Annotated in this window: 20 protein-coding genes; 9 read left to right on the top strand and 11 right to left on the bottom strand. The window is 72.7% G+C overall.

Annotated features, from left to right (window positions below; translation table 11 throughout):
• Window positions 1–18: 18 nt before the first annotated feature.
• From IF17_RS0102335 to IF17_RS0102350, 4 genes are read right to left on the bottom strand one after another with little or no spacing between them, the layout of a single operon-like run.
• Complete coding sequence (locus tag IF17_RS0102335) at window positions 19–1,053, bottom strand: hypothetical protein (protein ID WP_030561623.1); 1,035 nt, start codon at window positions 1,051–1,053, stop codon at window positions 19–21.
• A 10-nt stretch (window positions 1,054–1,063) separates the two neighbouring features.
• The gene (locus IF17_RS0102340; RefSeq protein ID WP_030561625.1) at window positions 1,064–1,999 is read right to left on the bottom strand and encodes an N-acetylneuraminate synthase family protein; all 936 of its coding nucleotides are present in this window, start codon (window positions 1,997–1,999) and stop codon (window positions 1,064–1,066) included.
• A 12-nt stretch (window positions 2,000–2,011) separates the two neighbouring features.
• Complete coding sequence (locus IF17_RS0102345) at window positions 2,012–3,277, bottom strand: acylneuraminate cytidylyltransferase (RefSeq protein WP_030561627.1); 1,266 nt, start codon at window positions 3,275–3,277, stop codon at window positions 2,012–2,014.
• A 20-nt stretch (window positions 3,278–3,297) separates the two neighbouring features.
• Window positions 3,298–4,686, bottom strand: a complete 1,389-nt coding sequence (locus IF17_RS0102350; protein ID WP_030561629.1) for a DUF6716 putative glycosyltransferase — start codon at window positions 4,684–4,686, stop codon at window positions 3,298–3,300.
• A 208-nt stretch (window positions 4,687–4,894) separates the two neighbouring features.
• On the opposite strand from IF17_RS0102350, the gene IF17_RS0102355 reads away from it, so the two are divergent.
• The 4 genes from IF17_RS0102355 to IF17_RS0102370 are packed head-to-tail and all read left to right on the top strand — an operon-like array spanning window position 4,895 to window position 9,028.
• The gene (locus IF17_RS0102355; protein WP_032771718.1) at window positions 4,895–5,908 is read left to right on the top strand and encodes a glycosyltransferase family 2 protein; all 1,014 of its coding nucleotides are present in this window, start codon (window positions 4,895–4,897) and stop codon (window positions 5,906–5,908) included.
• Window positions 5,908–7,302, top strand: coding sequence for a polysialyltransferase family glycosyltransferase (locus IF17_RS0102360; protein ID WP_030561633.1), 1,395 nt, complete (start codon window positions 5,908–5,910; stop codon window positions 7,300–7,302). Before IF17_RS0102355 ends, IF17_RS0102360 begins: the two co-directional genes overlap by 1 nt.
• 45 nt (window positions 7,303–7,347) lie before the next feature.
• A complete protein-coding gene (locus IF17_RS0102365) occupies window positions 7,348–8,517 on the top strand; it encodes an acyltransferase family protein (RefSeq protein WP_244890403.1) in 1,170 nt (389 codons plus the stop codon).
• A gap of 49 nt (window positions 8,518–8,566) precedes the next feature.
• Entirely contained in the window at window positions 8,567–9,028 is a 462-nt protein-coding gene (locus IF17_RS0102370) for a MarR family winged helix-turn-helix transcriptional regulator (RefSeq protein ID WP_030561637.1), read from the top strand.
• Window positions 9,029–9,054: 26 nt separating this feature from the next.
• On the opposite strand, the gene leuE is transcribed toward IF17_RS0102370, so the two are convergent.
• Window positions 9,055–9,714 carry a leucine efflux protein LeuE gene (gene leuE, locus IF17_RS0102375; protein WP_030561639.1) on the bottom strand — a complete coding sequence of 220 codons (660 nt, stop codon included), beginning with the start codon at window positions 9,712–9,714 and terminating at the stop codon, window positions 9,055–9,057.
• A gap of 213 nt (window positions 9,715–9,927) precedes the next feature.
• Here leuE and IF17_RS0102380 point away from each other — a divergent pair, with 213 nt between their 5' ends.
• Window positions 9,928–10,917: a L,D-transpeptidase family protein gene (locus IF17_RS0102380; protein WP_051883850.1), complete on the top strand. Its 990-nt coding sequence runs from the start codon at window positions 9,928–9,930 to the stop codon at window positions 10,915–10,917.
• A 202-nt stretch (window positions 10,918–11,119) separates the two neighbouring features.
• Here the strand turns inward: IF17_RS0102380 and IF17_RS0102385 are convergent, their stop codons facing one another.
• Together IF17_RS0102385 and IF17_RS0102390 are read right to left on the bottom strand one after the other, a co-directional pair.
• Window positions 11,120–12,292 carry a hypothetical protein gene (locus tag IF17_RS0102385; RefSeq protein WP_030561643.1) on the bottom strand — a complete coding sequence of 391 codons (1,173 nt, stop codon included), beginning with the start codon at window positions 12,290–12,292 and terminating at the stop codon, window positions 11,120–11,122.
• The gene (locus tag IF17_RS0102390; protein WP_030561644.1) at window positions 12,292–13,071 is read right to left on the bottom strand and encodes an RNA polymerase sigma factor; all 780 of its coding nucleotides are present in this window, start codon (window positions 13,069–13,071) and stop codon (window positions 12,292–12,294) included. Before IF17_RS0102390 ends, IF17_RS0102385 begins: the two co-directional genes overlap by 1 nt.
• A 268-nt stretch (window positions 13,072–13,339) precedes the next feature.
• On the opposite strand from IF17_RS0102390, the gene IF17_RS0102395 reads away from it, so the two are divergent.
• Window positions 13,340–14,356, top strand: coding sequence for a UDP-N-acetylglucosamine--N-acetylmuramyl-(pentapeptide) pyrophosphoryl-undecaprenol N-acetylglucosamine transferase (locus IF17_RS0102395; RefSeq protein WP_244890404.1), 1,017 nt, complete (start codon window positions 13,340–13,342; stop codon window positions 14,354–14,356).
• Window positions 14,357–14,409: 53 nt separating this feature from the next.
• Here the strand turns inward: IF17_RS0102395 and IF17_RS0102400 are convergent, their stop codons facing one another.
• The 4 genes from IF17_RS0102400 to IF17_RS0102415 form a co-directional block, all read right to left on the bottom strand.
• A complete protein-coding gene (locus IF17_RS0102400) occupies window positions 14,410–14,712 on the bottom strand; it encodes a hypothetical protein (protein WP_030561648.1) in 303 nt (100 codons plus the stop codon).
• 133 nt (window positions 14,713–14,845) lie between these two features.
• Entirely contained in the window at window positions 14,846–15,427 is a 582-nt protein-coding gene (locus IF17_RS0102405; protein WP_030561650.1) for a hypothetical protein, read from the bottom strand.
• A gap of 66 nt (window positions 15,428–15,493) precedes the next feature.
• Window positions 15,494–16,312 (bottom strand): DUF4328 domain-containing protein, encoded by an 819-nt coding sequence (locus tag IF17_RS0102410; protein WP_030561652.1) that lies wholly within the window; start codon window positions 16,310–16,312, stop codon window positions 15,494–15,496.
• Between the two features lie 148 nt (window positions 16,313–16,460).
• Window positions 16,461–18,071, bottom strand: a complete 1,611-nt coding sequence (locus IF17_RS0102415; protein WP_030561654.1) for a family 20 glycosylhydrolase — start codon at window positions 18,069–18,071, stop codon at window positions 16,461–16,463.
• A 511-nt stretch (window positions 18,072–18,582) separates the two neighbouring features.
• Between IF17_RS0102415 and IF17_RS0102420 the strand changes: the two genes are divergently transcribed.
• The 3 genes from IF17_RS0102420 (at window position 18,583) to IF17_RS0102430 (ending at window position 20,146) form a co-directional block, all read left to right on the top strand.
• On the top strand, window positions 18,583–19,050 hold the full coding sequence (locus IF17_RS0102420) for a 2-oxo-4-hydroxy-4-carboxy-5-ureidoimidazoline decarboxylase (protein ID WP_051883851.1): 468 nt from the start codon (window positions 18,583–18,585) through the stop codon (window positions 19,048–19,050).
• A 227-nt stretch (window positions 19,051–19,277) separates the two neighbouring features.
• On the top strand, window positions 19,278–19,658 hold the full coding sequence (gene sdhC, locus IF17_RS0102425; protein WP_026241188.1) for a succinate dehydrogenase, cytochrome b556 subunit: 381 nt from the start codon (window positions 19,278–19,280) through the stop codon (window positions 19,656–19,658).
• Between the two features lie 5 nt (window positions 19,659–19,663).
• Window positions 19,664–20,146 (top strand): succinate dehydrogenase hydrophobic membrane anchor subunit, encoded by a 483-nt coding sequence (locus IF17_RS0102430; RefSeq protein ID WP_030561659.1) that lies wholly within the window; start codon window positions 19,664–19,666, stop codon window positions 20,144–20,146.
• Window positions 20,147–20,154 lie beyond the last annotated feature (8 nt).

The raw sequence follows: 20,154 nt of genomic DNA on the forward strand, positions 1-20,154 counted from the left end.
GGTGCCGGAGCGGACCCGCTACGCGTGCGCCGTCGACGTCAGCCGCTGCACCCCCCGGGCCGTCTCCGTGACCCCGCTCAGGAACCCCTGCGCGCGCGGCGAGGCCGTCGTACGCAGCCACTCCGGGGCGATGTCGCAGACCGCGACGTTGACGCCCGTGCCGGCCAGGGCCAGCGGGAGGGTGTGGACCACCGTCGAGGGGAAGCTCACCACCGTGTGGCCGATGGGGCCGCGGCGGGCGATGAGTTCCAGGGGGAGGTCCGGGCGGACGATCTCCAGGCCGGTGGCGGCTTCCAGGGCGTGGAGCTTCTCGGCGGACTCGCGGCGGTGGGCGAAGTAGCGGGTGGCGCCGTGGGTGCGGGCCAGGGCCGCGACCGCCTCCTGGTACGGAACCGGGTCGACCACTCCCGTCTCCACCAGGGACGTCCCCACCAGGTCCGCGCCCCGGCCGACGCTCGGCGGGCCGAAGCGGGCGCGGGTCCAGGCGAAGGTGTTGGCGGTGACGGTGACGCCCTTCGGGGGCTCGACCGGCATCGCGGTGAAGACCTCCACCGCGTGCCGGACCGTCGGGGTGAAGCGGCGCCGCGCGGTGGCCGTGACCGGGGCCAGGAGCAGCTCGCGGGGGCCGCCGCGCCCCTTGCGGTGCCAGCGGGTCAGCCGCTCGCCCCGGGCCAGCTGGGTGACGAACTCCATGGTCGCCGTGCCGTCGTCGACCACCGTGAGGCGCTCGGCGCGGACCAGGGTCAGCAGGAGCTGCACATAGCGGGAGAAGGGGTCCCCGATCACGATGTGGTCCGCCCGCCTGACCAGCCCGGCCAGGGCGCGCAGGGCCTTGAGGGGCGCGCCGGAGTCCCCGCGCGCCTCCTGCCAGCGGACGGTGATGCCCTCGTCGCGGGCCAGCTCCGCCATCCTGCGCAGCTGGCCGCGCGACATCGGGTCGACCGGGGGGAGGACGACGACCGTGGTGGCGGCCGGATCGTCTCCCCCCATGGCGTGGGTCCACTCCAGGACGTTCAGGAGCTGGACCGGGCTCTCGACGAAGGCGAGGTTCACCGGTCGGCGCTCAGACCGCGGCCGGCTCGGGGGCCGGCGCGTTCTCGGTCTCGGCGACGACGCCCGCGACCCGGCGGAGCTTCTTCATCGGGCCGAGCTCGGACTCGTACACCTTCTTGACGCCGTCGCCGAGGGAGGCCTCGATGGTGCGGATGTCGCGGACCAGCCGGGTCAGGCCCTGCGGCTCGACGGAGGCGGCCTGGTCGGAGCCCCACATGGCGCGGTCCAGGGTGATGTGGCGCTCGACGAAGGTGGCGCCGAGGGCGACGGCGGCCAGGGTGGTCTGGAGGCCGGTCTCGTGGCCGCTGTAGCCGATCGGGACGTTGGGGTACTCCTGCTGGAGGGTGTTGATGACCCGCAGATTGAGCTCCTCGGCCTTGGCCGGGTACGTCGAGGTGGCGTGGCAGAGCAGGATGTTGTCGCTGCCCAGGACCTCGACCGCGTGGCGGATCTGCTTCGGGGTCGACATGCCGGTGGAGAGGATCACCGTACGGCCGGTGGCGCGCAGGGCGCGGAGCAGCTCGTCGTCGGTGAGCGATGCGGAGGCCACCTTGTGGGCGGGGACGTCGAACTTCTCCAGGAAGGCGACGGCCTCGGTGTCCCACGGGGAGGCGAACCAGTCGATGCCGCGCTCGGCGCAGTGCTCGGAGATGGCGCGGTACTCCTCCTCGCCGAACTCGACGCGGTGGCGGTAGTCGATGTACGTCATCCGGCCCCAGGGGGTGTCGCGCTCGATGTCCCACTGGTCGCGCGGGGTGCAGATCTCCGGGGTGCGCTTCTGGAACTTGACCGCGTCGCAGCCGGCTTCGGCGGCCGCGTCGATCAGGGCGAGGGCGTTACCGAGGTCACCGTTGTGGTTGATGCCGATCTCGCCGGTGATGTAGACGGGGTTGCCGGGTCCGGCGGTACGGGTGCCGAACGTGCGCAGGCGGGAGGTGCTGCTCATGGTGGTGCTTCCTTACTTGGTGGGGACGGTGGGGACAGAGGGAGTGGTCGTGAGGGTGGGGCCCAGCAGCCAGGCCGCGATCTCGCGGATGGCGCCGTAGCCGCCGGGGGTGGTCGTGACGGCGCGCGCCGCGGCGCGTACCGAGTCGTGGGCGCTGCCGACCGCCACGGGCCAGCCCGCGAGGGCGAAGCAGCCCAGGTCGTTGACGTCGTTGCCGACGTAGAGCACCCGGTCGGGGGCGATGTCCTGCTCGTCGCACCACTGCTTGAGCGCCTCGTCCTTGCGGTCGATGCCGTGCAGGACGGGCACCTGCAGCTTGCGGGCGCGGGCGGCGACGACCGGGTTCTGTTCGGTGGAGAGGATCAGGAGGGGCACGCCGGCCTTGCGGAGGGCGGCGATGCCGAGCCCGTCGCCCCGGTGGACGGCGACGGTCTCGCGGCCGTCGGAGTCGACCATGACCCGGTCGTCGGTCTGGGTGCCGTCGAAGTCCAGGACGACCGCGTCCACGTCCGCGAGGGAGGGCAGCGGCGCGGGGTCCAGGAGCGGGGCGAGGGCGCGGGCGCGGGCCAGGTCGTGCGGGTCGTCGATCTCCAGCACCCGGGCCGGGTCGGTGGGGACGAGCGCGGTGTGGCCGAAGAAGCGGTGGCGGTGGGTACGGAAGCCCGCCGCGTCCATCGCGTAGGCGGCGCCGGTCTCCAGGTAGTCCTGGGGGCGGTCCTGGCGGCGGGGGCGTACGGACTTGTCGTGGTTGACGCCGTACGTGCCCTCCTCGACCGCGGCCCCGTCGCGCCAGACGAACCCGTGGAACGGGGCGACGGTGACGGCCGTGTCGGCACCCTCGTGGGCGACCGCCCGGGCCACGCCGTCGATGTCCTCGCGGGAGACGAACGGGCTGGTGCACTGGACGAGGAGGACCACGTCGACGGTGCGGGCGCGCTCGGCCTCGTACGTGTCCAGCGCGTGGAGCACGGCCGCCTCGCTGGTGGCGGTGTCGCCCGCGATGGCGGCGGGGCGCTCCACACAGTGCAGCCGGCCGGCGGCGCCGAGGTGGGCGGCGGCGGTGCGGGCGGCCTCCGCGATGGCCGCGTCGTCGGTGGTGACGACGACGTCGGTGACCTCGGGGGCCGCGAGCGCGGCGCGGACGGCGCGGGCGACCAGCGGGACGCCGCCGACCTCGGCGAGGTTCTTGGCGGGCACGCCCTTGGATCCGCCGCGGGCGGGGATCACGGCGAGGACGGTCGGGGTCGTCGAGGCCCCTGAAGTCACGGTCGGGGTCATCGAAGCTCCTGAAGTAGTGGTCACAGCTCCCCCATCCGGCGGATCACCGGGGCGACGCGCTGGACGCCGTGCCGGTAGGCGCCGCGCGCCGCGTTGCGGACGGTCTCCCGAACCGCGCCCCGCACCCGGCCGGTCTCCTGCGGCGCGGCGGCGCCGGGCAGGGGCGTGCCGTCGGGGGCCAGGTGGTGGCGGGCGAGGATGCCGGGGAGGTAGCCGGGGGCGGTGGCGGGCGTGTAGTAGGGCGCCAGGGGCGGGAGTCGGCTTCCGTCCAGCAGTTCGGCCACCTTGGCGCGGGCGGTGTCGTAGGCGGTGGAGTACGAGCCGTCGGCGGCGACGCCCTGGCCGGCCAGCCACTCCCGGTCGGGGCGCGGCCGGTACCCGCCGTCGAGCCGGTCCCAGGAGGTGAGGAGCCCGGAGCCGACGAAGTGGTGGTTGCCGAGGGGCTCGCGTACGCCGAGGTCGGTGAGGACCGCGGTCGGGATGCGGCGGTGCAGGGACTCCAGGGCGGCGGTGGAGGAGACGGTGACCAGGAGGTCGGTGCGGTCCAGGACCTCGCCCATGTGCCCGTACACCAGGCGGAAGTTGGGCGGCAGCCCGCCGGGCACCTTCTGCGCGAGCTTCTGGTACGGGAGTTCCTCGATGTGCGTGGTGTGCTCGCCGGGCTTGGAGCGCAGCTTGAGCAGCACCTCGCGGCGCGGGTGCAGCCGGGCGTGCTCGACGAGCCGGCGGAGCAGGTACGTACGGTCGGCGCGGGAGGCCGGTACGGAGGGCTGGGCGGCGAACACCACGGTGTCGCGGCCCTCTTCGGCGCGGTACGGGGCTCCGCCGAGGAAGGGGAGCGCGGCCTCGGTGACGGCGGAGGCGTCGGCGCCCACTCCCTCGTACACCGCGCGGAAACGTTCCGCGTCGTGGGCCGAGTTGGCGAGGACGACGTCGGCTCCGTGGCGCAGGAGGAGGCCGTCGGCGAGCTTCTCGTAGACGACGCCGACGTATCCGGTGACGACGACGGGCCGGCGGGTGAGGTCCAGTGCGGCCAGTCCGTGCAGCATGGCCTGGACGCCGCCGCCGACGAGGGCGAGGACGACGACGTCGTAACGCTCGTCGCGCACGGTGTGCAGGAACTCGACCGCGGTGACCTCGCGGACCTTCTCCGCCTCGATGCCGACCTCGCCGACCTCCGCGAGCTGGCGGGGCGTCGGGGTGGCCCGGCCGCGCAGCAGCAGCCCGCTCACCTCGACGGGGCGCGCGTCCCGCCCGTCCCCGGCGGCCTCGGCGGTCAGGCGGCGCGCGGTGAGCGCGCCCCATTTCCACCGGGTGTCGGAGTCGGCGAGGACGGCGACCCGCAGCGCCGGGCGGGGCTCGGCGGGGGTTCTGGCCGGATCGGCCGTATTGCTGGTACGTGGGGGCACGTCCTAGAAGTTAGGAAGCCATTTCGATGCGCGGCCCAACGCGACGGCAACAAATGGTTAACAGGCGGCCGACGCTTGGGGATTACGCAGACCGGAAGGGTCAACTGGCGGCCCATTCGGTCCGCTTCACCGTTCGGACATTCACCGTTCACCCGCAGTACTTTTCCGGGACAAGGAAAGTGCCGGGTATCCAACTAGCGTGATGCGGGTGGTTAAGCTCTCCGTCATCGTGCCGTTCTTCAACGTGCAGACATACGCGCCCGACACCCTCAGAAGCCTTCGGGCCAACGCCCGGGAGGACTTCGAGTTCATCCTCGTCGACGACTGTTCGACCGACGGGACGGCTGACGTGCTCCAGCGCGCGAGGAAGGACATTCCCGGCGCGAAGGTGATCGTCCATGAGCGTAACGGCGGTCTGGCCACGGCCAGGAACACCGGCCTCGACGCGGCGAGCGGGGAGTATCTGACCTTCCTGGACGGCGACGACTGGTTGGCCCCCGGCTACTTCACTGAGCTGGTCGCCGCGGCCGAGCGGCTGGAGTCCGACTTCGTACGCGCCGACCATGTGCAGGTCACCGGCCGCACGCGGACGGTGCACCGAGTGCCGCACGGCCTGCGGAACGTGGTGCTCAGCCCCCGCTCGGTGATCCTTCCGGCCGACCGCACGACCTCGGTGGACTATCCGTACGCCTGGGCCGGTATTTACCACCGCCGCCTTCTCGACCGGGGACTTCTGCATTTCACCGACGGTCTGCGCACCGCCGAGGACCGGCCCTGGATCTGGCGGCTGCACCGGGAGGCGGAGAGCTTCGCGGCGGTCGGACTGCTGGGCGTCTTCTACCGGCGGGGAGTCGCTTCCTCGCTCACGCAGATCGGAGATGTCCGGCAACTCGATTTCATCCGGGCATTCGACCAGGTCATCGCGGAGACATCACAGGACCGCGACGCGGATATTCTGCTGCCGAAGGCCATTCGTACGTATTGCGCGGTCATGGCCCATCACCTCGGCTCCATAGAACGGTTCGAACCGCCCGTGGCCCGGACGCTGCGCTCCATGAGCGCCGCCGCCCTGCACCGGCTTCCCGGCGACCTCCTCGACGAGACCCTGCTCTCGCTGGGCGACCGGCGCGCGGCTCTGCTGCGCCGGGTGCGGCGCCGCGCCGCCGACGCCGAACCCACGCCCGCCGCCTCACCTGCCGTCGCCACCGGAGCCCGTGCCTGATGCCTGCCATCCGTTCCACCCAGCTCTTCTTCGCGGCCTCCCAGTACGCCGCCGCCACGGTGACCGCGGCGATCCGGGCAGGGCAGTTCGGCCCGCGCGCCGAACACCGCCGGCTGCTGGTCGTCAGCGACACCTCGCCCGCCCCCGAGGTCGGCACCCCGCTCGACCGGATGGCCGGATTCGCCTCGCTCCGGCCGGAGTTCGACGAGGTCCACTCGTGGAACGCGTTCATCAGGCCCTTCCACCCGGCCGGCTGGTTCCCGCGCGAGCAGGACACGCTGCTCTGGGAGCGGTACCTGCGGCTGGCCTGGGAGCTGGGCGACGGGCCGGTGGAGATCGCCTGCGAGTCCATCCAGGCCAACCCGTCCAGCGCGGTGGCCAAGATTTTCGGCGAGAGCCCCATCCATCTCTACGCCGACGGGCTGATGAGTTACGGGCCCACCCGCAGCAAGATCGATCCGCTGATCGGCACCCGGGTGCGGCGCCTGCTCCACCTGGACCTGGTGCCGGGGCTGCGGCCGCTGCTGATGACCGAGTTCGACGTCGAGCCGGAGGTCGTGCCGACGATCGAGTTCCTGAAGGTGCTGGGCGAACTGGCCGCCTCCGCAGAGGAGTTCACCGCACCGGCCGACTCCCCGGCGCTGCTGCTCGGCCAGTACCTCTCCGCCATCGACGTCCTCACCGCCGACGAGGAGCAGGAGCTCCATCTGCGGATGCTGCGCGGCACGGTGGCGCTCGGCCACACCCGCGTCGTCTTCAAACCGCACCCCGCCGCCCCGGTGAGCTGGTCGCGCGCCCTGGAGCAGGAGGCCGAGCTGCTCGGCGCCGAACTCACCGTCCTGGACTCCCCGGTGATCGCCGAGGTGGTGTACGAGCGGACCCGCCCCGCGCTCGTCGTGGGCGCGTTCTCCACCGCGCTGCTCACCGCCGCCACGTTCTACGGCATCCCCGTCGCGAGGGTCGGCACCGAGGAACTGCTCGCCGCGCTGACCCCGTACCAGAACAGCAACCGCGTCCCGGTCACCATCGTCGACGCCCTGCTGCCCGCCCTGGAGGACCGGGAGGCGGTCACCTCGTGGCGGCTGCCGGGCGAGGAGCGGGTGCGCGCGGAGCTGTCGGGTCTGGTCACGGCCGTCGGCTTCGCCATGCAGCCGCAGATCTACCCGGGGCTGCGCGCCGCCGCCGAGGAGTACCTCGCCGCACATCCGGCCCCGGCCTCGTCCCCGTACTTCCGGCGCCGCCGCCTCACCTCGCTGGCGCTGCCGGGGGCACTGCCGGGGCAGTTCGACTTCATCCCGCGCAATGCGACGGTCCGCAGGATCGCCCGGCAGGCCGTCGCCTGGAAGCGGGGCGCGGGCCGGCGGCTCCCCGGTGTCCGCAGCGCGCGCGGCTGAGGGCGCGGGGATGAGCGGGGGACGAGCAGGGAGATGAGCGGGGGGATGGACGTGACGAGTACGCGGACGGGTGCGCCGACGCTGCCGGTGCAGGAGGTCCGAGCTGCGGAACCGGTGCGTCCGGCCGTCGCGGGGCCCGGGAAACGGGACCGGATGCGGGCCCTGGACGGGCTGCGCATCGTGGCCGCCCTGATGGTCTGTCTCTACCACTACGCCGGCAAGGAAGGGACGGTCGCCGAGTCCTGGGGCCAGTCGCCCGCGCACCTCTTCCCGACACTGTCGTCGTTCGCGACCTACGGCAGCCTGGGGGTGCAGCTCTTCTTCATCATCAGCGGCTTCGTCATCTGCATGAGCAGCTGGGGCCGTTCCGTCGGTGACTTCTTCCGCTCCCGGGTGGCCCGGCTCTACCCGGCGTACTGGGCGGCGATCGTCGTCGTCACTGCGGCGGCGGTCGTGCTGCCCGTGGTGGTGGAGCCGCTGCGCCTGGACGAACTGCTGGTCAACTTGACGATGCTCCAGCAGCCGATGGGCGTGGACCGGGTGCTGGGGGTGTGCTGGACGCTCTGGGTGGAGCTCCGCTTCTACGTGCTGTTCGCCGTGTTCGTCGTCTGGCGCGGGGTGACGTACCGCCGGGTGGTCGTCTTCTGCTGCGGCTGGACGCTGGCGGGCGCCTTCGCCCGGATCGCCGACCACCCGCTGACCGACGCCCTGGTGATGCGGGACCACGCCCCGTACTTCATCGCCGGCCTCGCGCTGTACCTGATCCACCGGCACGGGAGCGATCTGCTGCTCTGGGGGATCGTCCTGGTCAGCTGGCTGCTCGGGCAGCGGTACTCGGTGACCGCCCTGTGGCACCCGGGCGGTGGCGGCGAGTTCGGCCGTTCCCCGTATGTGATCCAGCTGATCGTGACGCTCGCCTTCGTGGCGGTGGCCGCCGTGGCGCTGGGGTGGCTGCGGTGGGCGAACTGGCGCTGGCTGACGTTCGCAGGGGCGCTGACGTACCCCTTCTACCTGCTGCACGAGCACCTGGGCTGGTTCGCGATCCGCGTCATGAGCCGCGGCCTGCACCTGCCGCCGCAGCTGACCCTCGTCGCCACGGTGGTCGCGATCCTGGTGCTGGCGCATCTGCTGCACCGGTTCGTCGAGAAGCCGATCGGGCCGCGGCTGAAGCGGACGATGACGGAGCAGAGCCGTCGGGTGCGTTCCCAGGGGTGAGCCGGTGCCCCTTGATCTCAAGCGGACTTGAGGTCCTACCGTCGCGGTCATGGACTACTCACACGACGACGCGGGCCTCGCCCGCCAGCCCATCGGTTACTGGAGCTGGGCCGCGCACGAGGCGACGGTGACCCACATCCGCGCGGCGCTGGCCGAACACGGGCTGACCCAGCCGCCCTGGTGGGTGATCAACCAGCTCATCGGCGCGGCGGAGGACGGCCGCGACCGCGCCGAGCTGGCCGCCTTCCTCGGCGGCTACCTCGACACCGGGACGGACGGCATCGAGGCGGCCGTCGACAAGCTGCTGGACCGCGAGCTGATCACCCAGGACGACGGTGCGCGGCTGCGGCTCACCCCTGAGGGGCGGGCCCTGCGCGACCGGGCGTTCACCCGGGTCGCGCGGGCCCGCGCGGAGATCCACGAGGGCATCCCCGACGAGGAGTTCGTCGCCGCGCTGAAGGTGCTCCAGCGGATGATCCGGAACGTCGGGGGGAGGGCCTGGCACGAGTGAGGGAGCCGGCCGAGGCCTCCGTACGCCTACACGCTGCTGAGCGAGAGCTTCGCCGCGAACCCGAGGAACAGCACGCCCGCCGCCGAGGTCGCCCCCGCCGAGAGCCGCTTGCGGCGGCGGAAGGCGGCGGCCAGGCGGGTGCCGCCGAAGATCAGCGTCGAGAGGTACAGGAAGCTGGCGAGCTGGAGCAGCGTGCCCAGCAGCAGGAACGACAGGGCCGGGTAGGCGTAGCCGGGGTCGACGAACTGCACGAAGAACGAGATCAGGAACAGGATCGCCTTCGGGTTGATCAGGCTGACCACCAGCGCCCGGCGGTACGGATTCTCCGCCCCGGCGGCGGGCGCCTCGGCCGTTTCCGCCAGTTCGGCGGTGCGCTGGTGGCGTTCGCGCCACAGGGACACCGCCGCCCGCAGCATGCCGATCGCCAGCCAGGTCAGATAGCCGGCGCCCGCGTACTTGACGATGGCGAACAGCAGGGGCGTGGTCTGGAGGAGGGACGCGGCGCCCAGCGCGGAGAGCGTCATCAGGACGGCGTCCCCGGTCCACACTCCGGCGGCGGCTTTGTAGCCGGTGCGTACCCCGCGCCGGGCGGCGACGGAGAGTACGTACAGCGAGTTCGGGCCCGGCAGAAGAACGATCAGCAGCAGGCCCGCGAGGTAGGTCGGAAGGTCGGTGACACCCAGCATGGACGGAGTTTCGCACATCTGTCCGCCGCCTCGTCCAGCCGTCTCGCCGTGACCTTTCGGCCGTCCTGCCGTGACCTGAGGGCACTAGCGTCGTGTGCGGGATTCGACCATGGGGCAGGACGGGCATCCCGTCAGGGAGCACCGGTGAACCACCGGTGAAGCACCGGATCGATCGGACGGCGGGCCGGATACGGCCCTGGGGGGATGGCGGGGATGGCGGACAGCGACGTGGGTACGGCGCGCGGCGCGTACGGGAGCGGGGGTGGCGGCCGGCGCTCCGCGCGGGCGGTCACCGTGGCCGCCGCCGGGGTGCTCGCGACGGCCACCCTGGCGGTGGGGTGCGGCCCGCAGGACCCCGGGGCGGACGCGCTGCGACAGCCGACGGCCCGGGCGACCACCGCACCGCCCGCGCCCGCGCCCTCGCCCACCGACGACGGCAAGGGCGCGACCGGGGACGTCACCCCGCCCGCGAGCCCTTCGGTACTGCCGCCCGCGAGCCCCTCGGCACCACCCGCCGGACCGGTCACCGCACCACCGCCGACCGCCCGGCCGAGCACCGCACCACCGCCACCGCGGGTCCTCCTGCGGACCGGCTCCGAGGGGGCTCAGGTACGCGAACTCCAGGCCAGGCTGCGGCAGATCGGGCACTTCGGGCGCAACCCCACCGGCTACTACGGCACGGTCACCGCCGAGGCCGTCCGGTCCTTCCAGGCCAAGCGGGGTACGGAGGCGACCGGCGCCACCGACGCGGTCACCTGGCGGAAGCTGCTGGCCATGACCCGTACGCCGACGGCCGACGAGCTGGACCCGCCGACCGAGCGGCCGGTGGCCGAGCCGGACCGGCGGTGCCTGACCGGCCGGGTGCTCTGCATCAGCAAGAAGAGCCGGACCCTGGCGTGGATGATCGACGGCCGGGTCGTCTCCGCGATGGACGTGCGCTTCGGCTCGGAGTACACGCCCACCCGCGAGGGCGAGTTCCCGGTGTTCTGGAAGTCCCGGGACCATGTGTCGACGCTGTACGACACCCCGATGCCGTACGCCCTGTTCTTCAGCGGGGGCCAGGCCGTCCACTACTCGGCCGACTTCGCGGCCAACCGCTACGGCGGCGCCTCGCACGGCTGTGTGAACGTCCGGGACAAGGCGAAGGTCGCGGCCCTGTTCGACCAGGTGAAGAACGGCGACAAGGTCGTCATCTACTGGTGAGTGACCAGGCGGTGGGAGAGGGCGCGGGCGGGACCGGGGGAACGTGTCCCGCCCGCGCCGATGCGCTGAGCCGAAGGTACGGGGGGAACCCCGGCTCGTCGCGCTGCCGATGACCAGTCGGCTCACTCTGTACTGCGCCCGGCGCCCGAAAAACGTCACACTTGTGGGCGGCGGACCTTCGCGCGGAGGGAAAAGGCGCAGGTCAGCGGGTGAGTACGGCGGCCGGGGCACTCGGAGCGGGAGTCGCCGGCCGCAACGGAACCGCGGCCTCCGCCCGTACGCCGACATCGGCCCGGCGCTCACCGTCGGCGGGCGGGGCGGGCTCGAAGGAGACGGGCGGCAGTGAGCCGCCGCCACCCGGTCCGTCGCCGTCCCCGCCACCGGAGGAGCCCCCGCCGTCGGACCCGCCGGAGCCGCCTCCGCCGAGGAGCCGGTCGCAGAAGCGCTCCAGGTTCTCCTCGCCCTTGGCCAGCTGGCTCAGATGGCGCCGGCTCCGCTCGTCGAGGGTGCCGTCGCGGAAGGCCTTGCAGGCCTTGACCGACTTCTCGTACCAGTTGCCGTCCTGGTCGCCCTGGCCGCCGGAGCCGCCGGGGCGCTCGTCGCGGCCCGCCGGGTCCTTGGAGGCGTCCTCGCGCCCGGATCCGCCGCCCGACCCTCCGGAACCGCCCGAACCGCCCGCTCCGCCGGAACCGTCCGGTCCGCCCGGGCGGTTCCGGCCGCCCGTGGCGTCGCCGTCCGGCACGGGTGCGGTTGTGCCGGTCCCGGATCCCGTGGACTCCTCGGACGCGCCGGGCCGCCGGCTCTCGGGCGAGGAGACCGGTGCGGGGTCGTCGGGCGGGGAGGGCAGGGCCTCGGCGGAGCGGTCGTCGGCGGGCAGCCGGGACACCAGGGGTTCCGGGGTCGCCGCCGATACGGAGGAGGCGGGCGCGGGTGAGCCCTGACCGTCGAAGGGGCCCGGGAGCATCCCCGTACCTGCGGCGACCGCCACCCCGCCGAGCGCGCAGCCCGCGAGCGAGACGGCCAGGCCGAAGCGGACCGGGCGGCTCCAGCGCGGGCGGCGCAGGGGTGCGGCGGGGGCGGCGCCGATGTGGACGGAGTGCAGCGTTCCGGGCTGCCCGGGGAGTGCGGCGCCCGCGCTCCGCCCGGCGAGCCGGTCGCCGCCGGCCCGGGTGGCCTGCCGGAACGCGGTGAGCACGGCGTCCTCGCCGGGGAGTTCACCGACCGGGGTACGGCGGACGGCGCGGGCCGCACCGAGTGCTTCGGCGAGCCGGAAGGCGTCGTCGCGGGCCTGGTCGCCGAGGGGTACGACCGGCTCGCCGCGGAGCAGTTTCTCCGCCGCGTCCTTGTCGAGCCACTCGTACTGCTCGTCGGCCATCACATGTCCCTCTGCGTCCACGGTCGCGAATGCGTCACACCGGGAGTGACCCCGGCCGGCGCCGCCGGACCGCCCCTACCGGGGCGCTGAGAGGGTACGGCACCGAGCCCCGAACCGCCGCCCTGGCCCTGACCTGCGTCGCTCCCGGATCCCTGGGCCGAGGACCGGTCCGGCCCTTCGGGGCCGCCGCCGGGAGCGGGCGCACCGGCGGGGAGGGGCGCGTCCGGGTGGTCGGCACCGAGGAGTTCGGCGAGCCGCTTGAGGCCGCGGTGGGCGGCGGTCCGTACGGCGCCGGGGCGCTTGCCGAGGGTCTGGGCGGCGCTCTTCGCGTCGAGCCCGACGACCACGCGCAGCACGACGGCCTCGGCCTGGTCCTGCGGGAGCTGGGCGATGAGGGACATCGTGCGGTCGGTGTCGAGCGCCTCCATGGCGTCACCGGCCGTGTCGGACTCGGCGGGCCGGCCGGTCAGCTCGGTCTCGTCGCCGCCGATCGCGGGGCGGCGGCTGCGCATCCGCAGATGGTCGAGCGAGCGGTTACGGGCGATCCGGGCCGCCCAGCCCCGGAAGCGGTCGGCATCCCCGCTGAACCGGTCGAGGTCGCGCGCTATCTGCAGCCAGGCCTCCGACGCGACATCCTCGGCGTCCGGCTCGCCCACCAGCGTCCGTATGTAGCCCAACAGCCGTGGCTGCACAGCGCGGTACACAGCACGGAAGGCGTCCTCGTCCCCGTCCTGTGCCGCGAGCACCGCGGCGGTCAGCTCCGCGTCGTCCCCCAGCACTCCCTCAACCCGCCCCGCTGTCCTCAATCGCAGCTGGTCACCACTGCTGCGCCACTCTGCGCGACTCAGCACGCTACGTGGTCGGCAGGGGTCACGTCCATGACTTGTACAACTCGCAACAATTCGCGGCCCTCGGTGCGGTGTGACAGAAAACGCAGGCGCGGCGCTGAGATGAGTACGGGGTCGTGCTGCGACCCCGTGGAAGACGGCCGGGGCCTCTCCTGTGGGGGGTGGCGGCCCCGGTCGTCGCTCCTCCTCCGCCTGTGCTGTGACCAGGCACACCCCTGCGCGATCACTAGAGGGTGTCCCCTTCACCACCGTCGCCACGGGCAAGATCCGGCGCCACGCGAACCCGCTGAAGATGCTGTCGCCCGCCAATGTCCGGGACATGGCGCGGGTGCCGCTCGGGGTCGTCCAGGCGCGCAAGGCGGTCGCCGGCTTCCGGCCGGACGTCGTGCTCGCCACGGGCGGTTACGTCGCCGTGCCGGCCGGGCTCGCCGCCAGGATGGCCCGGGTGCCGCTCGTCCTGCACGAGCAGACCGTCCGCCTCGGCCTCGCCAACCGGAAGCTGGCCGGTTCCGCCGCGCGGATCGCCGTGTCCTCGGAGTCGACCCTGCCGCTCCTGCCGGAGAGCGTGCGGCCGGCGGCGGTGGTCACCGGCAACCCCGTACGTCCGGAGGTACTGACCGGGCACCCGGACAAGGCCGTGACGGCGCTCGGCCTCCACGCCTTCGACCGGCGCCTTCCGACGGTGTACGTCACCGGCGGGGCGCAGGGGGCGCAGCAGATCAACGACGTGGTCGGCGGCGAACTGCCGTGGCTGCTGGAGCGCGCCAACGTGGTGCACCAGTGCGGCCCGGCCCATGTCGCGGCACTGTCCGCCCGCGCCGCGGGGCTGCCCGCCGCCCTCGCCGCCCGGTACCACCTCACCCCGTTCGTCGGGCCGGAGCTGCCGGACGTGCTGGCGCTGGCCGATGTGGTGGTCTCCCGCAGCGGTGCGGGCACCCTGGCCGAGCTGACCGCCCTGGGCAAGCCCGCCGTGTTCGTCCCGCTCGCCTCGGCGGCCGGGAACGAGCAGGCGCACAACGCCCGTCACCTGGAGGAGTCCGGGGCGGCGGTCGCGCTTCTCGGGGACGTCGGCGGTGGGCGCCTGCGCGGGGCGGTCGGGCCGCTGCTCGACGATCCGGCGCGCCGGGAGGCGATGGCCGCGGCGGCCAGGGCGCACGGCCGCCCGGACGCTGCGGAGAGGCTCGTGGACGTGATCCTGTCCGCAGCCACCCGGTAGATCAGCAGCCGTCGGCGGCCACCGTCAGTGGTCGTCCGCCACAGCCCGGTGGCTCAGTGGTCGTCCCAGTGGCCGTCGTGCTGCGAGTGCCGGTGGCCGTCGTGGACGTAGTCCACGTGGTCGCCGTGCGGGACCGCGACATGGCCGCAGTCCTGGCCGTGCTGGTGGTCGTGGCCCTCGTGCACCGCGTGCCCGGACTTCGCGCATTCGTCCACGTGGTCGCCGTGCACGCGGTGCAGGTGGTCGTCGTGGACGTAGTCGACGTGGTCCTCGTGCGGGATGGCGACATGCCCGCACCCCGGAGCGTGCCGGTGGGAGTGGTCGGAGTGGGGGCGGTGCTCCGTGGTGGTGGACATCTGCGCGGCTCCTCGTCGAGTGGGGCATGGGTGTGACGGCCGGAAGCCGGACACCCACACCTCGCGGCTTATAGCCGATTTTATCGCCGTTCGCCCGCTATTTCCGGGGGACACCTCCGCGCGAGGGCCCTGGTCACCCCCGGATACGGGCCCGGCGTGACATGACCGCACGCAGCACCCGGCGCCCCTCGACGGACAGGTCCAGGGCCTTGCGCACCCCGGCCCCGCTGCCCGCCGTGCCGGCGGTCTCCGCGAGGATCTCCAGGATCCGGACCTGCCGCTCCAGCTCCCCCGCCACCAGCGGCCCCACGCCGTCCGCCTCGCCACCGCGCGCCGCCCTCAGCAGGGCGGCCGCGTCCTGCGGGGCCTCCCCGTCCGGGGCGTCGAACCGGCCGTGGATCTCCAGCGCGACCAGCGAGCAGGCGTCGGCCCACTCCCGCAGGGGTGCGGGGTCGAAGTCGGAGGGGGCGGCCCCCAGCATCGCGCGCACCCGTGCGGCCGGTCCGTCGCTGACGGCCTCGTCGTCCATCGCCGTACGGACGGCCGCGAGGCGGATGGCCCATTCCCGCCCGTCCTCACAGCTCGCCCAGAGCGGGCGCAGCGGTTCGGGCCCGTCCGGTCCCGCCAGCAGTGGCAGGCAGCGGTCCAGGCAGGCCACAGCACTGGCGGCGAGCGCTCGCTCGTCGGCGCGTTCGATCAGTTCCAGCAGACTCATCGACGTCTCCCTCGGTCTACCGCGTACTGCGCCGAATGGCCGAAAAGCGTCACTTCTGAGCAGCTGTCAGCGGTGCGCACCCGGGACCGGCGGCGCGGGAACCAAGGGCTGCGTCGCGCGTTCCACCTGCATCCGGGTCAGGGCGCGGACGAAGAGGATGGCCAGAACCGCGGCCGCGATCTCCAGCGCGTCGGCGGCGGCCACCAGCGCGAGGGCGTGCGCCTGCTGCCCCGGCTCCATGGAGGTGTCCTGCGCGCGTGCGGTGATCTGGTCGGAGAGAAGCGTCGCGATCCACAGGGCCCACCAGAAGTTGAGCAGGGCCCGCGGGACGGCCGTCCGGCCGCCTTCCGGGCCGATCGGGGCGCTGCCCGTCCAGATCCCGTCGGCCACCCGGTAGGGGAACCAGAGGTTGGCCACGGGGACGAACCAGCCGCCCACGGCCCAGCCGGGCCCCATCTTCTGCACGCTCGGGTCGAAGACCTCGGCGTTCCGGCGGGTCCGGTGGAACCAGAGGATGAAGAGGATGCCGGTGACCAGGAAGACGGTCGACTGGACGTCCGTGAGGGTGTCGTGGAGGTGGTCGGCCGACCGGACCCGGCCGCCCTGGCCTGCCGTGAAGCCGGCGGCGAGGTCCTTCCACACGCCGCGCAGGTGGAGTCCGCTGACGATGGCGACCAGGTCGGTGGCGATGACCGTACCGAGCAGGGCGGTCACCGCCCAGGACAGGCCGACCGGTGAGCGCGGCCAGTCGCCGACGCCCCAGCCGCCGGGGCCGGTGGCCCGGGGCTTCATGTCCTCGGGCAGCGGGGGCCGGGTGCCCGAGCAGAAGGTGCAGAGGCCGTCGTCGGTGACGGCCGTTCTGATACGGCAGCGGGTGCAGAGCATGCGGCGTTCCCCCCGGGGCGTGGTCGTGGTCGGTGACCTCTCACGTCCCTCCCCAGGAGCGCGCGGTCGGCGGACCGTAGCCCGTGGACGGTGCCGCTGTCCAAAGGCCGTCCAAGGCTTACGGTCCGCCGGCCGCCTCCGGACGCCGTCAGCCCGCGCTGCCCGTCCGGGTCGCCAGCTCCTGGAACTGTGCCCAGGTCAGCTCGGGCTTCCGCGGGTCCCACAGCTTCTGCGAGGTCGCGACGAGCGGCATCCTGATGCCGTCCGCGACCTGCTGCGTGGTCTGCGCGTTCGGCAGGTCGCCCCAGACGGCGAACCGGCCGCCGAGGATCTGCGGCGAGTAGCGCTGCGCCACCGGCTCGGTGCCGCGCAGGACCATCGGGGTCCACTGCTCGTAGATCCGCTTGCCGGTCGGGTAGACGAACTCGTTCGGCTCGCCGAGCACGTAGTACAGGAACTCGTCGTTGAGGTTGAGCATCTTGTAGCCCTCGGCGAGGTACTCCTGCGGGGGCCGGGCGCCGATCTCCTTGCCGGTCCAGTACTCGATCTCGATGTTCTTGTCGGCCTTGACCTTCGAGTCGCGGAAGAGGCCGTCGTTCCACGCCTTGGCGGTGCGGCCCTTGGGCTCGACCACGGCCGCCCGGTCGTTCAGCCAGCCCGTGGCGAGGTCCTCGATGGTGGCGCCCGAGCCGTGCTTCTGCTCGGCGGCCCGCTGGAGCTGCGGGTAGGAGGCGGCCGGATCGCTGACCATCAGCGCCTGGTACTCGTCGGCGCCCAGGTGCCAGTACTTCCCGGGGAACAGGTCGGTGTACTCGTCCAGCAGCTCGTCGATGAGCTTCGCCGCGCCCGGCTCGGAGATGTCGATGGACCCCCGCGACTCCCGGCCCTGGGTGTTGCGGAGCTGGAGGTCGGGGTGGGCGCGCAGCACCGCGCCGAGGTGTCCGGGCGAGTCGATCTCGGGGACGACCTCGATGTGCAGGCTGTTGGCGAGGCCGACGATGCGGCGGACCTCGTCCTGGGTGAGGGCCTCGTCCGAGACGACCTCGGGGTGGCTCTCGGACTCGATCCGGAAGGCCTGGTCGTCGGAGAAGTGCAGGCCGAGCTGGTTGAGCTTGAGGTCGCCCATCTCGCGTATGCGGTCCTCGATCCACTCCGCGCTGTAGTGCTTGCGCGCGATGTCGAGGTTGAGTCCGCGCTGCGGGCGGTCGGGCCGGTCGTTGACGACGCCCTCGGGGAAGGTCTTGTCGGCCTTGAGGGACTGCTTGAGGGTGCGGGTGCCGTAGAACACGCCCGACTCGTCGGGACCGGTGATCTTCACCTTCCGGTCGCGGACGGTGAGGGTGTACGACTCGGCCGGCCCCTGGCTCTTCGCTCCGAGCGCCAGTTCGACGTCCCCCTCGCGGGGCGCCTCGGCTCCCCGGTACGGGAGCTTCAGCTCCTTGGCGAGCAGCTGGGCCTCGTCGGCGAGCACCTGGCTGCCCTTGGCTATGACGATCGAGCTGCCCTTCCCCGGCTGCCAGCCGGGCCCGCGCTCGGCGGTGTGCTCGCGGACCGCCGGGATCGTGCTCGGCGTGCTGGAGAGCGGGTAGCTGCGGGAGGGCGACGGGGCAGCCGCCGTGGCGGAGGTCCCGGACGGGGACGCCGCGTCGCGGGAGGGATGGCTGCCGGAGCCCTCCGGCCAGACGACGACGGTGAGGACGACGGCGGCCGCGGCCGTGACAGCCGCGCCGGTGACGAGGGCACCACGCGTGGGCGACATCGGTCAGATTCCTCCGGAATAGGGGCCAGGGGACAGGTAGGGGGCAGGGGTGAGTGAATAGGCTGAAAGGTTGACATTTTTGCTGACGATCCGCCCATCGAGAATGATCGCGGAGCGTACAGAACCCCGGGCCTCGCAGGTCAGGCGGCTGTCAAACGTTCCGAAACTCTCCCGTTCGGGTGATTTTTGGCCGATCCCCCGGGCGGCCGCCGACCGATCTCGCTAGCGTTGCGGCACATTCGTCTCTCCCTTCACTTCCACCCCGCGAACGTCCCGCTCGCGCCCCACCTTCACCCCGCCTGCGCCCCCACCGGGCAACCTTCTTGCCCTTCTGCCCCTCTTCAAGGGTCACAGGTGTCGTTGATTCGAGGAGTCCACGCTGTCCAGGTCCAGCGAGTCCCCCGCCGGCCTGCCCAAGCAGTCCACGCCCCCGGCCGGGCCCTCCGTCATACCCGGGCAGCACCGCCGCCCGCCGCAGGTCGGCGGTGGCTTCGGCGTACCCCCCGCCGACCTGGCGGCCGGGCTCGCCCGGTTCAACGAGGCCCCCTTCACCACCGCCGAGGCCGCGCTCCTGGAGTGCTGCGGCAGCCGCCGCTGGGCCCACCGGATGGCCGCCCACCGCCCCTTCCCCGACCTGGCGTCCCTGCTGGCCGCCTCCGACGAGGCGGGGTACGACCTGGCGCCCCGCGACATCGCGGAGGCCCTCGCCGCCGAGCCCGCCCCCTGCCTGCACCACGCCGCGCCGCGCGCAGCGCACCTGGCGCTGCGGGCCGCCCACGCGGCGTACGAGAGCAGATTCGGCCATTCCTTCGTGATCTGCCTGGACGCCCTCCCGCCCTCGCAGCACGTGGACCAGGTCCTGGCCGGGATCCGGGTCCGGATGGAGCACGAGGTGGACGAGGAGCGGGCCGTGACCGCCGACGAGCTGCGGCGACTCGCCCGGAGCCGGCTGGTCGAGCTGGTGGCCGAGGGCTGGTGACCCGGGGCGGCGCCCCGCCGGGGGGGCGCCCGCCGACCGTGCCCGGGAAGGGCCGCTCTAGCCCGTACGTGCCTGTTTGATTGCCACTTTGATCACACCAGAGGCCCCGGCGCGAACGAACCGACAAAGCGTCGCTACGATGGCCGGGGCCGGTGGACCGTACCCGGCCGGGTCAGACCGACAGTCAAGCCGGCCGACCCCAATCCCCGCTCCCGGAGGGTTCTTCCGTGCCGGCTGGAACGCTGTACCGCGGCCGGGAAGGCATGTGGTCGTGGGTGGCTCATCGAGTCACCGGTGTCCTCATTTTCTTCTTCCTGTTCGTACATGTCCTGGACACCGCACTCGTCCGCGTCTCTCCGGAGGCCTACGACGAAGTCGTGGCCACCTACAAGACGTGGCCTGTCGCGTTCCTCGAATACGGCCTCGTGGCCGCCATTCTCTTCCACGCGCTCAACGGTCTCCGGATCATCGCCGTGGACTTCTGGGCCAAGGGCCCACGCTTGCAGAAGCAGATGCTCTGGACCGTGGTGGGCATCTGGATCGTGCTGATGGTCGGGGCCCTGTACCCCGTCCTCGGCCACGCCGTACGCGAAATGTTCGGGAGCTGAGGCCCATGTCCAGCGAGACCTCTTCCGCAGCCGCGATCGGCGACGTCGAAGGCGTGAGCCTGTACGACGTCGACCACCCGGCCCCGGTGATCGAGCCCCCGCGCAAGCGCACCAGCAAGACGTCCAAGGCTTCGCGCGGCAACTTCGAGATGTACGCGTGGCTCTTCATGCGCCTCTCGGGTGTCGTCCTGGTCGTCCTCGTCATCGGCCACCTGCTGATCCAGCTGGTGCTCGACGGCGGCGTCTCCAAGATCGGCTTCGCCTTCGTGGCGGGCCGCTGGGCCTCGCCGTTCTGGCAGGCCTGGGACCTCATCATGCTGTGGCTCGCCATGCTCCACGGCGGCAACGGCCTCCGTACGGTCATCAACGACTACGCCGAACGGGACAACACCCGCTTCTGGCTGAAGATGCTCCTGTACACCGCCACGGTGTTCACCGTCCTGCTGGGCACGCTGGTGATCTTCACCTTCGACCCGAACATCCGCTAGGCGCCGGG

This window comes from Streptomyces cyaneofuscatus, from assembly GCF_000718135.1.
Lineage (GTDB): Bacteria > Actinomycetota > Actinomycetes > Streptomycetales > Streptomycetaceae > Streptomyces > Streptomyces cyaneofuscatus.